The organism is Spirosoma profusum, from assembly GCF_014699005.1.
Classification (GTDB): Bacteria; Bacteroidota; Bacteroidia; order Cytophagales; family Spirosomataceae; genus Spirosoma; species Spirosoma profusum.
Window position 1 is genome coordinate 40,916 of the sequence record NZ_JACWZY010000040.1, and the last position, 12,598, is coordinate 53,513.

Below are 12,598 nucleotides of genomic sequence, written 5' to 3' on the forward strand. Positions count from 1 at the left end.
TTTTTAGGTAGTTAACCGAAAGAATCAAACTGTATGGTTCACTTTGACAAAATCTGTATGGTACTACGTACAGCTGCGACCGCTACTTTTGCCCTGTACAATAGAAACACCGCTAGACAACCTCGCCCATGCGTGCAGCTATTCCTCGGTACCAGCAGATCGCTCGCCAGCTTGGTGATAAATTACGACTGGGTACGTTAACTGAGGGGGATAAACTCCCCTCGGTTCGTAGCCTCAGCCAGGAGCTTGGCGTCAGCATCAATACGGTGCAGCTGGCCTACTATTGTCTGGAAGCCGAAGGATTGGTAGAGGCTCGGCCCCAGTCAGGCTACTACGCCCGAACCCTGCTGGAACGGATGAAACACGTACCGCGTCGATCCGCCCCGCAGGTTATGGCCCCACCGACCTCTCCGTCGGATCAGGATCAGGAGTCGGTACTGCTGAGGCTGATGCACCAGCAGCGACAACCCGGCTGGCTGCCTTTTTCATTGAGTGTACCCGCTCCTTCGCTCTTGCCAGTAGCGAAGTTAGCGAAGGCACTTCAGCAGGCGCAACGCGACCTACCACACGGCGGAATCGAGTACGACCTGATCGCGGGTAATGCGGCACTACGTCGGCAGATTGCCCGCTACGCCCTGTTCTGGGGGAGTCGGCTAACCGACGACGAGATTATCACAACGGAGGGTTGCACAGCGGCACTGACGCTGTGTTTAAAGACCGTTGTCCAACCGGGCGATACCGTTGCGGTCGAAAGTCCCGTCTATTTCGGGATTCTTCAAACCATCGTATCGCTTGGCCTGAAAGTACTCGAACTACCCACCGATGCGTTAACGGGCGTTGACCTAGACGTACTGGAAGGCCATTTGCGGGCGGGTCGGGTACAGGCCTGTTTGCTGGTGCCCAACTTCAGCAATCCGCTCGGTTGCTGTATGCCGAATACCCACAAGCAACGGCTGGTACAGCTAATGGAAACGTATCAGGTTCCCCTCATCGAAGATGACCTCTACGGCGACCTGCATTTCGCGCCCGAACGACCACTTCCCTGCAAGGCATTCGACCGACAGGGATGGGTTCTCTGGTGCGGGTCGGTGAGTAAAACGCTGGCCCCCGGCTATCGGGTGGGGTGGGTGGCGCCTGGGCGCTATTATGCTACGTTGCTTCAGGTGAAGCGCTATCAGGCCGGTTTCTCACCGGGCATCACCCAGCAGGCCGTTGCTACGTTCCTGGCCAACGACCGCTATGAATTGCACCTGCGCCGACTCCGGCAGCGGCTGAAAAGCAACTGTCAACGCTACCAGCAGACGATTCGTACGTACTTCCCCAGCGGCACCCGGATCAGCGAGCCTCAGGGCGGCTTTACGTTATGGGTTGAAGTCGATGCCCGGGTCAATACGCTGGAGTTGGCCGACCTGCTGGCTCCGTATAAAATCAGCATTATGCCGGGTCGTTTATTTAGCCTTCAGCCGCAGTACAGCAACTGCATGCGACTCAGCTACGGCCTGCCGTTTGATGAGCGCGTGGCGAAAGGTCTGCAAACTATCGGCGAACTTATTCATCAGCAGTTGGCACTATGAAACACCTGGACCTGATTGAGCAAGTTGGGCAGGGGATGTTGACGCTAGTTTTCATCCTGGTTTGGGCATTCGGCCTGGTAACGTCTGGATACGCGGCTGACCCCGTGCGTGAGCAGTATCAGAAAGTTGAATACCGAATACCGATGCGCGACGGGGTTAGGCTATATACCGCTGTATACATTCCCCGCGATGCGTCTCCGGTCAAGACCTATCCCTTTCTGATGCAACGTAGCTGCTTTGGATCGATGCCGTATGGGACTGACCAGTATAAAGCCACGCTGGGTCCTTCGCCCAGGCTCCAGGCGGATGGGTATATTTTTGTGGATCAGGATGTGCGGGGGCGATGGGCTTCCGAAGGGCATTGGACCAACATGACCCCCGTCGTCAGCGACCGAAGAAACCCATCCTCCACCAAAGCGATTGACGAAAGCACCGATACGTATGACACCATTGACTGGCTACTCAAGCATATACGGTATCATAACGGTCGGGTGGGGCTGTGGGGCGCGAGTTATGCCGGGTTTTATGCGATGGCGGGTTCGATCAACGCGCATCCGGCGTTGAAGGCGTCTTCTCCTCAGGCACCCATCGCTGATTTTTTCCGGGAAGACATTCATCACAATGGGGCCTTCACGCAGGTATCGTTGCTGGCGTATCCGCTGTTTGGTGGTGGTCCGACTAGTCCCACCACAGCGCCCTGGTTTAGTAAGGACTGGATTCAAACGGGCGGCCAGACCGAGCATGCCTGGCATCAGCAACTGGGTCCTTTAGCAAACGCACAGCCGTATCTAGCCCGAAATGCGTTCTGGCAGCAAACGGTGGCGCATCCCAATTATGATGCGTTCTGGCAGGAACGAAACATTCTGCCCCATCTGAAGAAAATTCGACCCGCTGTTCTGATCGTTGGCGGCTGGTTCGATGCGGAAGACCTGTACGGCCCGCTGAGTAGCTACAAAACGCTTGACCGGCACAGTACGGCATCACGTCCGATGCTGGTGATGGGGCCGTTTGGCCACCGGGGCTGGTCGGAAGAAACCGGTCATACGCTGCACAACGATCTGTATTTTGGCGATAGTCTGGCGACCTACTACCAACGAAACCTGGAGGCTCCGTTCTTTCACCACTACCTCAAAGGGGCTGGCGACGGCAAAACAGGACTACCTACCGTCTGTCTGTTTGATACCGGCCAGAAAACCTGGCGAACGTTTTCGCAGTGGCCCATGCCCAACAGTCAGCCGTTACGTTGGTATTTAACGCCTACGGGTCAGCTTAGTACACAAATTACGAAACCGACCGGTTTTCGGGAATATAGCAGCGACCCCGCTCAACCGGTCCCGTACGGTGAAACGACCCTGACCACCGAGCCCGACTTTAGTGCGTTGTTTCGCTATATGTCGGCTGATCAACGGTTTATCAGTGATCGGCCTGACGTACTCACCTTTCAAACGGACGTATTGCCGGAGAACCTGACGGTAGGCGGAGAAATCACGGTACGGCTAAACGTCAGCACGACGGGTACCGATGCCGATTGGGTCGTGAAGCTCATTGACGTGTACCCACCCGACGAGCCAAATCACCCCTACCTAGTGAGTCCCAAAACGCAGTTAGCCAAGTATCAGCAACTGGTCCGGGGCGATGTCATGCGGGGGCGGTTTCGCCATAGCTTTGAGAAACCAGAGCCCTTTACCCCCAATCAGGTAACGGATGTTACGTTCCCGCTTCAGGACGTACTGCACACGTTTAAAAAAGGACATCGGGTCATGATTCAGGTGCAAAGCAGTTGGTTCCCGCTGATCGACCGAAACCCGCAGACGTTCGTCGAAAATATCTACAAAGCAGGCGAAGCCGATTTTAAACCCGCTCGTCATCGGCTTTATGGTGGCTCGGTGATTGAAGTCACTACGTTGCCTTGAACAAGTCATTTTAATGAACCGGATGGTAGGTTAATTCCAACTGCTAATCGTTTATACGTACCATTAATTCGCCCTCTATGAGTCCATCTGATCACGCCTGGAATGCTGACCTGTACCAGCAAAAACACGCCTTTGTCTTTCAATTTGGAGCGGACGTAGTGAGTTTACTGGGGCCGCAACGGGGCGAACGTATCCTCGATCTGGGCTGCGGTACGGGCGAGCTCACCGCTAAAATCGCCGAAAGTGGTGCCGACGTGGTTGGCCTTGATGCATCGGCCTCGATGATCGCTAATGCCCGACGATCGTTTCCTCCGCTTACGTTTCAGCAAGGTGATGCCCGCCACTACGTTACGGACCAACCCTTCGACGCCATATTCAGCAATGCTACGTTGCACTGGATTGCCGAAAGAGAGCAATCAACCGTATTGACGCATATCTTCCAGGCGCTCAAACCGGGTGGTCGTTTCGTCGCCGAACTGGGCGGCCGAGGTAATGTAGTCCGCATTCTGACCGCCTTAACCCGGGCGCTGACCGAGCTGGGGATGAGCCCACCCGTCAATCCAAACTACTTTCCGAGCGTTGGTCAGTACGCGACGTTGCTGGAGAACGCTGGTTTCTCCGTTACGTTGATGGAACTGTTTGATCGCGACACCCCGCTGGCCGATCCAGAAACCGGAATAGGCGACTGGCTGGCCATGTTTCGAGGGGACGTAGTAAATGCCCTTTCGGACAAAGACCGGCAAACCGTTTTATCGGCTATAAACCACCAGCTTCACCCGACCAATTTTCGCGACGGCCACTGGTTTGCTGACTATAAACGCCTGCGTTTTATGGCCGTAAAACCAGCTATGTAATAGATACCCTATTCGGTAATTTACCTGAGTTGCTCAAGCCCATCCTGCGTACTTTTCTCATGCAACATCCAATCTACATTATTGGCGTTGGTGCCATCGGAATAACCTTAGCCGTATTGCTGCGGCAGTCGGGTAAAGAAGTTATCCTGCTGCGTGGTCGTCCAGGAGCTGTGCCGGAAGCCGAAGAAACGAGCCTGACGGTCGACGACGACGGCGACGGCACTACTCTGACAGCCTCCATTCCAATTCGTACGTTGGACCAGGTTGACCGCTTGAGTGGCCTTGTTTTGCTAACCAGTAAATCGTTTGGGAATGAGGAGTTAGCTCGTCTATTGAGGGGGAAGACAGGCGAATCGCCCCTGGTTTTGCTGCAAAACGGACTGGGCATTGAAGCCCCATTCCTGGAAGCCGGTTTTCCACAGGTATATCGGTGTGTTTTGCTGGCGACTAGCCAGGTGCAGGCCCTAAATACCGTTCGCTATAAACCCGTTGCCCCTTCGCCCATTGGTGTGATTCGGGGGCATGAATCCCGGCTGATGGCACTTGTCGAACAGCTAAGTACGGCTCGGTTTCCGTTCCGGGCTGAGCGAGAAATTCAGCAGACTATCTGGAAGAAAGTCATCGCCAATTGTGTCTTCAATGCCATCTGTTCGCTGCTTGGCGTCGATAATGGGATTTTTTATCGGGATACGTCGGCCCTGGCCTTAGCGCGCCAGATTATCCAGGAATGTGTGCGCGTAGCGGGGGAGGAGGGTGTCGTATTAAATCCGCCGGATATAGAGCAGCGACTCTTGCAAATCAGTCAACGCTCCGATGGTCAGCTTATCTCTACGCTGGTGGATATTAACAACGGGCGCGTGACAGAGATTGGTACGTTGAATCTGGCAGTAGCTCGTCTCGCTGACCGACTTGGTAAGCCCGAACTAGCCAGCCATACCCGACTTCTGGGTGAGCTGACACGGTTAAAGTCTGAAGTGAGTCGTGCTCTTTGAGAACGAACTGAACCGGTTTGCCCCAATAGAGAACCTGGCGAAATTTACTAGATCGAGCCGAACTCGCATCCGCGGGCATTGCCGTATTGGTTTTGTTGGGCTAATCACTCCTTTATTCGACAGATGTATGGAAGAAACGCTACATAGTAGGCCAATTAGTCTGTTTTAGATTTGGGCAAGCGTTGAATCTGATAAAGTAGGTTCGAGCTTATCGATAGGGTGTAAACACATTTACACCCTACTATACGAATTGACGATCACACTTCGATGAGGGCAGGCCGAAACACATCAGGCTGTATCCAATACTCACTCCGCTTCTTTTTCTGGATCAGTTCATATTTGGCCAGTTCCAGGATGGCCTTGTTGACATAACTGGGATTGGTTCGGAGTGACTTTGCCAACTCAGCCAAACTAGCTGTGGCATAGCCGTCCGCATTCAGTTTGCTGGCCAAAACGAGCATTACCCGCAAGGCAATGGGGCTACAACGAAATAGCAGCAAACTCATGTAAAAGTCATCGGCTGTAAACAGGACGAGGTGTTGCTTATCCTTGTAAGAACCATAGGGATTTCGGTTATGATTTTGTAGGACGTTGGCGGCCATTTTGGTATTTTGGATAAAAATTGGTTCTACATATTTCGTATTCCGAAGACAGTTATGCCTACTAAAAACAACATACCATACTTATTATCAATATATTATGTCTCATTTTATCGACATTTTGCTAGGTTCGATACCTAAATCGGTGTTTTGGGACTGTCGCCGATGAGATTTTCGCTCTTTGCTCAACAAGCACTTCATTCATTTTAGTGGTCAAACGAGCAACGGTGGGGACTACCGGTTCAGCACCTCCCGGGTAGCTGCCCGTTTTTTTTATACCCCCCGGGCTTCTGGAATAGTACACCAAAAACAATCCTTTTGAGACAAGTGAATTAGGAGCGCAAAATAAATCTTCATCTTAAAAAATCTAGCTTTAGTTCGTAGGGTGTTCCGGAGAAATACGCCAGTGTGGCAAGTTGTTCATCTGTAAGCCTTATCGCCGTCGTCGCCGGAAATAATAAAGTATTATTGATTGATTTAAGAACACGTCGTCTCAAGTTATTGGGGCCATTACTCTTTTGATTACGTGGCCCATGTGCCAACCGGTATTCTTCTGAGTGATGGGAACGCTTCCGTTTTTTTTGCCCATATAGCTGTCGAAACTCCTCCAGTAAGCCAGGTGTCTTCTTCAATGTTGTAATACCAACGACCATACTGGCCTTAGGCTGATCTTTATGTAACAATACGCCTGTCACCTCGCAGCAACGTACGCCAGTCTCTTCTGCAACTGGTATCGGCTGTACAACATAGCCAGTATCAGCCTTTTTTGTAACTATGTCTAAGTTAGAGCTGTCAATCTCCTCAGGATTATTGTAACGTTTTCCTACATTAACAGGTAAGAAAACGTTACAATTTCTGGCCAGACCGTTAACCCTATTTGAAGCATGCACATCGGCAAAAATGTTACAATTTTCGGTTAGTATATTCCACTCAATCTGAGCCTGCTCGCAGAGTGTTTCATGCAAACGGTGTACACTATACGTTTTGATTAATTCACGATACTCCTTTAAATAATAATTACGATCTCGAGAATTTAACTGCTGCCAGAAACTGGGCCGCTCTGCCTTTTCATACAATTTTCGTTCAGCTCTTGATAACGAATTTGTAATTACCGGCTCTACAATAATCAAATCCGATAACATCCTCTGCACCTTCTGACCTAGCAAAGTTATCTTAGTAGAATCAGTTAGATCGATTAGCCTTTGAATGACCAGAGATTCTAATTCCTTAATCATGTTACAGTCATATTCGAAGCGAAGCAGTGGTTGCGGTAAACGGTACTGTGTGCCTTTGTCGTATACTTTTATCCGGTAATTGGTCATTACGCATTCAATCCCTTGCCCTGCTCCTTTAACAGATTTCATGGGTAGAAACGGTTTCCGTCCTTGGTAGCAGATAATCCGCTGCAATAAGTAGTTAGGAGAAAAATAGGGCTGAAGTAGACTACTGAGATCTAAGTTAACACCTGCTTCAAGCCCATGAAGTAATCCGTCCGAAAGATCATACCCAAACATATCGGATAGATCAGCAATATTATCCCATAAATCTTTCGTGGAGTAGCGAGAATGATTATGTTGTCCGTTATTATGAAACTTAGCCCATGATCCTTTCATCACTACTTTACCGGTAGATGGGTATATAGTAAAACTGAAGTCACGAAGTTTTATCGTCGTGTAATAACGTTTTACAGTCCTATTGCCCCGTTCTCGTACCTCATCAAACCTGAGTTGTGGGCTACTTAGTAAACGGTCGGCTAAGTCTCCTCCATATTCGACGGTGGTGAAACACACTGGCATACTATGATCTGGGTTTACGCGACTGGTTGATCTCATGACCATCGAGGTATGCTAGTAATTCTGCCTTAAAAAAGTAAAGCCGTCCGAAGCGTTTCCGATGCGGTACCTTTCTAATATTCTGGTAGATCGTTTGCTCGGCTATGCCTAAAAATTCGGCGGCTTCAGTTAACGACATCGGCTTATCGTCGGTCGGCTGAAACGGAGCTTGATTAATTATTCCCTGAATAGCGGATACATCTTTTTTGATGTCACTCAGATCGTCCAGGATTTGTTGAAGATTAAGTACCATTTCGCCAGTCATTTAAAGACCGATGCAAAACAGATAAAAGAAAATACCCCAACTCAACACCTAGGTGTTAAGTTGGGGTATGAAATGAGGTATTATTTTTTATGGCTTGTAAGGAATCCGTGACCTTTTTGCAGGTTTTTTGTCTTTAGTTATTGCAGGATATAACACACTATATTTCAATTCTTTTTGTTCCCCATTCTTGTACAACCGGAACCAGTAAATCAGCCAGCGTACGATGTCTGCTTTTGAATTCGCTATATAGTCTGCATCAAAAGCTTGGCGGAAAAGGTAAGCCAGTGCATTGCTCGGCCTACCTTTAATGACTATAACACCCTTGATATCTGCTCCTGCTAATAGATCTGTGAGTTTCTTCTTTTCACCAACCACAAATTTTTCAAGGGCATTTTTAATGCCCTCCTGTTTTTCGGAATCCTCAATGGAAAGTTGTGGAGGAGAGACTAATGTATCATTTTTATGGTCACCTAAACCTGAAGAATGTTCACTAGAGAGTGCCTGTACGGAAGAATTTTGTTCTGCATTAAAATTTTCCAACTCAATCCTCGCTACTAACTGTTGTTCTTTTCGCTCATAGGATTCTAGAAAATCAGTTAGCGACTTAGTTAAACTTTCCTCTGTATGTAATTCTCGAGAAATGGGATCGAGCTTGGAAGGCAATCCTAACTGTTTAAGTTGAATGAGTTTAAATTTATATGTAGCAATCCTTTCTCTAATTTTAAGTAGGGAACCCCGAAGTGGAGGGCGATCAAAGCTATCCCAATAATATTCAAAAATAATTTTGCAGACGTAACTAATGTATTGGGAAAGCCGGTTACGACCATCATCATAAATAGTTTGATCAAAAGGTTGGCGGGCTATTGAAAGGAAATAAGCAACGTTATAAAATTCTATTGCAAGAGCCTGCTCTATCAGAGATTCAAGTATAAAGTCATTGTTGGCAGCTAATATTCTTACTTTTAGATTCAGAAAGCGATACAGTAATCCCTCCCAATCAAGTTGCTCATATCTAGGGATAAAAATTGGTTTTACCTGAATGCATTTGCAGACGTGAATCGGTAATGAGGAGTATATTTGCTCATAGAAAGTTATTAAGCTATCCACTAAACTCCTACTTATTTGTTCGTAATGAATTCGTGTACCGTCCGGGGCAACGAATTTTAAAAAAGCACTTTGCGATTGAATTCTCCACTGTTCGATTGTCGTACGAATCTCCTCATTGATTGATTTATCCAGACAATATAAAACTCGTTGCTCAGCTAACGAAAAGACTGATGTTAGCCGGTTTTGGAAATTCACCGAAATCTCTTCTTCACTTAAGTGATCAATCATAAACTGTTCAGATAGATTTGAACATCTTCGTCTTCAAAGGCGCCAAGATAGTGTTCTGTTGATCGGCTTTGGGTATGGCCTATCTGCTGACCGATCATCGATACAGGTGCTCCGTTGCGTAGTAGTGTAGTGGCGTAAGAATGTCTGGCGGTATACGTAACCAAATCTCCGTCAATGTTTAGTTTTTGTCCAATTCGTCGCATCCATTTGTTGGTCTGCTTGACAACCTGTTCAACGATTTGCTTCGCTCGTTTTTCAGTTTGAGTGCCCTCTAAAAACGAAAATACATAGGTATCTGGATCACGCCCTTTATCTGAGTAACGGTTGATGATAGCCCATGTTTCGTCCCTCAAAGGTACTCGAATAGGCATACGATCTCCCTTCCGAGTTAACTTAGTCTTTTGTCGAACGAAAAAGAAACAATTAGCTTTTATGTCGACATCGCGCCAACGCAATCGGCAAAGGTCAGCCATATTCAGGCCACTACAATAATACGTGAAAAGCCATAAATCGTGGGCTCGTTGCTCTTGGCTATCAGGCTCTGGCTGGAATACTTTTATTTTTTCTATATCTATTTTAGCTAATGCCTTCTTGGGCGTCCGCCCAGCCGGAATGACGTAACGATTACGGCCAAAAGGATATTCCAGATTTGTGATGATACCTTTATCTTTTGCTTGATTGAAAACGGCTCTCAGATGGCGACAATAGATGCCAATTGTGGTCAGAGAAGCGGGCTGGGCCTTCCCGTTAGGTTTTTGTGAAGCTTTTCCTTCGTGTAACATCCAGGATTCATATCGATTCAAAAAATCGATGGTTACCTGTTTAAATGATAACTCATGAGTTTCATCGGTTGCGGCACGTTTTTGTATAGGAGGTAAGCCTAGCTGGAGCCGGTCTTTATTGGGAAGCTGTTCAACGAATCGCAGCAATGATTTAGCGACAAGCCCATACAAACTTGCCGTTCCGATGCGTTCCTGTCCCTGCATAGCAGTCTGTTTATTGATCAGTGCCTGAATGACATCACCCTGCTTGGTATGGTCTACTTCGACTTTCCCGTAATTAGCTAACTGGGTTTTAAATGAATCAAAAGAGAAATTTGGTCCTAATTGCTCAACAATAGCACGGGCTTTATCTAGCCATCCCTCTATATAACCTTTCCTAGTGTCCTTGTATCCGTAACAACTACGATGTAGGCCGATGAAGTTTTCGTCTTTTATGCGATTGTCTAATTCCCCTTTCATCCTTTCCAGGCGTTGCCAATCGGTATAAGCGACTTTCATCCCTGTGGTGAAAAAACGTTTTTCTCGCTGATAGGTAACTCTAATTTTGATAATACCAAGTTCAGGATCCTGAACCTTCTTCTGATCAAGAACAAGTGCGGTTGTTACCTTTGTCATGGCCTATTTATTAGTTTTAGGGATACCACAAGGGACACCACAAAAATACAAAATAGACGATAAATAGCAATAAATCTATGCTATAAGTTATTATTCAATTGCCTGATATTCAATGCATTTATATTAAAGAATAGGGTTAGATATAATTAGCGATAAATGATTTCTGATGACTGTTAATCAGAGGGTCGCTGGTTCGAGCCCAGCTTCGGGAGCCAAAGTAGACAGACCACGCACATGCGTGGTCTTTTTTGTACTACTTGCCTCGTAACTGCCTGATTTCCCGCAAAATATAGAAACGAAAGCGTTAATTTGATTGGTTCGATAATTATTATCGACATAAATCAGTCGTTCAGGGAAAATCGAACCAATCATCTTCTGTTTTACTTCAAAAGACGCTTGATTGTAATATCCAGTAAGGTTTTGAAGTAGTGAGAAGCCATACTTCATATATTTTTTAAAGCTGGAACTCTGGCCGATCAATTGACCGTGTTGACAGATAAGATCGTTTCTGCTTTTGGACTTGCAACAAAACACTGGACAAATCTTTAAGCAACTTGTTGGTAATAGTCAAAAGGGGAAAGATAGCCTAACACTGAATGTCTCCGTTGGCGATTGTACCATATTTCAATGTATTCAAAGATCGCCTGTTTAGCCATGAACTGAGTTCGGAAATCCTGGTGATAGACCAGCTCGGACTTCAGGCTTTTAAAAAAGCTTTCTGCTACGGCATTATCCCAGCAGTTACCCTTCCCACTCATGCTTTGCAAAACCAGCGGGTGTTTTTTTAACAGCTTGGTAAATCCATGACAGGCATACTGTACGCCCCGGTCCGAAAGATCAGATTCCGCTCGATGGGCCGGTTTTTTATAGCCATCTGCCAGGCAGGAATGGTCGTCTCCGTGGCTTTCATGGACTTACTTAAAGCCCAGCCAATTACTTTTCGATCATACAAATCCATGATGATAGTCAGGTAGAGCCAGCTTTCACCTGTGCGGATATAAGTCAGGTCAGAAACCCAGACCTGGCCCGGTTTTACAGGATTGAACTGGCGGTTTAAATGGTTTTCGGCCACCGGGTAAGTGTGCCTGGAATCCGTAGTCGTGACCACATATTTTTTCTGAATGATACTTTTCAGATTAGCCTTCTTCATCAATCTAGCTACTCGGGGCCGAGATACTTCTATGCCTTTAGCCCTCAGTTCTCGGGTAATCTTTGGACTGCCGTAACGCTTCTTACTGGCTGTAAATGAATCACTTATTAGTAATATAAGCGTTTCATTCTCTTTAGCTCTTTTGGTGGGCCGTTGGGCTAGCCAATAGTAATACCCACTGCGGCTCACGTTTAGTACTTTGCACATCGTCTCAACAGAAAACTCGGTTTGGTGAGCTTTTATAAATCCGAATATTTCCCACGGTCCGCCGCGCGGTCGCTCCTGGAGAAGATGCCGACCGCCTTTTTTAATATATCGCTGTTTAAGCTCTTTCTTCAGGCGTAAGATTTCTTGTTGTTCTTGACTTTGCCCGATTCGAGCACTAGGGTTGACTGTCTGTTGGGATGAGTGTTCTTTACGCCATCGGGTCAGAATCTGGGAGGTGATGCCCAATTCGTCAGCGGTATTTTTGATGGACCCCTTAGCGAGGGACAGCTCTACTGCCATCTTTTTAAATTCTTCACGGTCCGCCGTTGCGGTCGTACTGTCTTCTGGTTTTCATGGTTCACTAAGTTAGATCATGCTTAACTTAATGTCCAGTCAAATGTAGTGTCTTAGCCCCCTGAATGGTTGGACAAAATTGTAAAAACAGTTTAGTCCTATTACATTCAGAAATCATGAGCAAAA

The 12,598-nt window shown here is 47.3% G+C and carries 10 protein-coding genes and 1 pseudogene; 4 read left to right on the top strand and 7 right to left on the bottom strand.

Annotated elements, in window-relative coordinates; genetic code table 11:
* The first annotated feature begins 128 nt into the window (after nt 1–128).
* From IC229_RS30230 to IC229_RS30245, 4 genes are all read left to right on the top strand, one after another.
* The gene (locus tag IC229_RS30230) at nt 129–1,574 is read left to right on the top strand and encodes an aminotransferase-like domain-containing protein (protein ID WP_190891923.1); all 1,446 of its coding nucleotides are present in this window, start codon (nt 129–131) and stop codon (nt 1,572–1,574) included.
* Nucleotides 1,571–3,487 carry a CocE/NonD family hydrolase gene (locus IC229_RS30235; RefSeq protein ID WP_223834282.1) on the top strand — a complete coding sequence of 639 codons (1,917 nt, stop codon included), beginning with the start codon at nt 1,571–1,573 and terminating at the stop codon, nt 3,485–3,487. The genes IC229_RS30230 and IC229_RS30235 overlap by 4 nt, the downstream gene beginning before the upstream one ends.
* 77 nt (nt 3,488–3,564) lie before the next feature.
* On the top strand, nt 3,565–4,341 hold the full coding sequence (locus IC229_RS30240; RefSeq protein ID WP_190891925.1) for a class I SAM-dependent methyltransferase: 777 nt from the start codon (nt 3,565–3,567) through the stop codon (nt 4,339–4,341).
* Nucleotides 4,342–4,400: 59 nt separating this feature from the next.
* Entirely contained in the window at nt 4,401–5,333 is a 933-nt protein-coding gene (locus IC229_RS30245; protein ID WP_190891927.1) for a ketopantoate reductase family protein, read from the top strand.
* 257 nt (nt 5,334–5,590) lie between these two features.
* Here the strand turns inward: IC229_RS30245 and IC229_RS30250 are convergent, their stop codons facing one another.
* From IC229_RS30250 to IC229_RS30280, 7 genes and pseudogenes are all read right to left on the bottom strand, one after another.
* Entirely contained in the window at nt 5,591–5,935 is a 345-nt protein-coding gene (locus tag IC229_RS30250) for a helix-turn-helix domain-containing protein (RefSeq protein WP_190891929.1), read from the bottom strand.
* Between the two features lie 350 nt (nt 5,936–6,285).
* Nucleotides 6,286–7,728 (bottom strand): hypothetical protein, encoded by a 1,443-nt coding sequence (locus tag IC229_RS30255; protein ID WP_190891930.1) that lies wholly within the window; start codon nt 7,726–7,728, stop codon nt 6,286–6,288.
* 1 nt (nt 7,729) lies between these two features.
* Complete coding sequence (locus tag IC229_RS30260; protein ID WP_190891932.1) at nt 7,730–8,017, bottom strand: helix-turn-helix domain-containing protein; 288 nt, start codon at nt 8,015–8,017, stop codon at nt 7,730–7,732.
* Nucleotides 8,018–8,116: 99 nt separating this feature from the next.
* Complete coding sequence (locus IC229_RS30265) at nt 8,117–9,364, bottom strand: hypothetical protein (RefSeq protein ID WP_190891934.1); 1,248 nt, start codon at nt 9,362–9,364, stop codon at nt 8,117–8,119.
* Nucleotides 9,361–10,761 (bottom strand): tyrosine-type recombinase/integrase, encoded by a 1,401-nt coding sequence (locus IC229_RS30270; RefSeq protein WP_190891936.1) that lies wholly within the window; start codon nt 10,759–10,761, stop codon nt 9,361–9,363. The genes IC229_RS30265 and IC229_RS30270 overlap by 4 nt, the downstream gene beginning before the upstream one ends.
* A gap of 177 nt (nt 10,762–10,938) precedes the next feature.
* Entirely contained in the window at nt 10,939–11,208 is a 270-nt protein-coding gene (locus tag IC229_RS30275) for a hypothetical protein (RefSeq protein ID WP_190891938.1), read from the bottom strand.
* Nucleotides 11,209–11,306: 98 nt separating this feature from the next.
* Nucleotides 11,307–12,430: pseudogene (locus IC229_RS30280) on the bottom strand (IS3 family transposase); the annotation flags it as partial.
* Nucleotides 12,431–12,598 lie beyond the last annotated feature (168 nt).

Bases quoted from the DNA above. Each gene is read 5' to 3' on its own strand.
- IC229_RS30230 (WP_190891923.1), top strand. From the start codon at position 129: ATGCGTGCAGCTATTCCTCGGTACCAGCAGATCGCTCGCCAGCTTGGT.
- IC229_RS30235 (WP_223834282.1), top strand. From the start codon at position 1,571: ATGAAACACCTGGACCTGATTGAGCAAGTTGGGCAGGGGATGTTGACG.
- IC229_RS30240 (WP_190891925.1), top strand. From the start codon at position 3,565: ATGAGTCCATCTGATCACGCCTGGAATGCTGACCTGTACCAGCAAAAA.
- IC229_RS30245 (WP_190891927.1), top strand. From the start codon at position 4,401: ATGCAACATCCAATCTACATTATTGGCGTTGGTGCCATCGGAATAACC.
- IC229_RS30250 (WP_190891929.1), bottom strand. From the start codon at position 5,935: ATGGCCGCCAACGTCCTACAAAATCATAACCGAAATCCCTATGGTTCT.
- IC229_RS30255 (WP_190891930.1), bottom strand. From the start codon at position 7,728: ATGCCAGTGTGTTTCACCACCGTCGAATATGGAGGAGACTTAGCCGAC.
- IC229_RS30260 (WP_190891932.1), bottom strand. From the start codon at position 8,017: ATGGTACTTAATCTTCAACAAATCCTGGACGATCTGAGTGACATCAAA.
- IC229_RS30265 (WP_190891934.1), bottom strand. From the start codon at position 9,364: ATGATTGATCACTTAAGTGAAGAAGAGATTTCGGTGAATTTCCAAAAC.
- IC229_RS30270 (WP_190891936.1), bottom strand. From the start codon at position 10,761: ATGACAAAGGTAACAACCGCACTTGTTCTTGATCAGAAGAAGGTTCAG.
- IC229_RS30275 (WP_190891938.1), bottom strand. From the start codon at position 11,208: ATGAAGTATGGCTTCTCACTACTTCAAAACCTTACTGGATATTACAAT.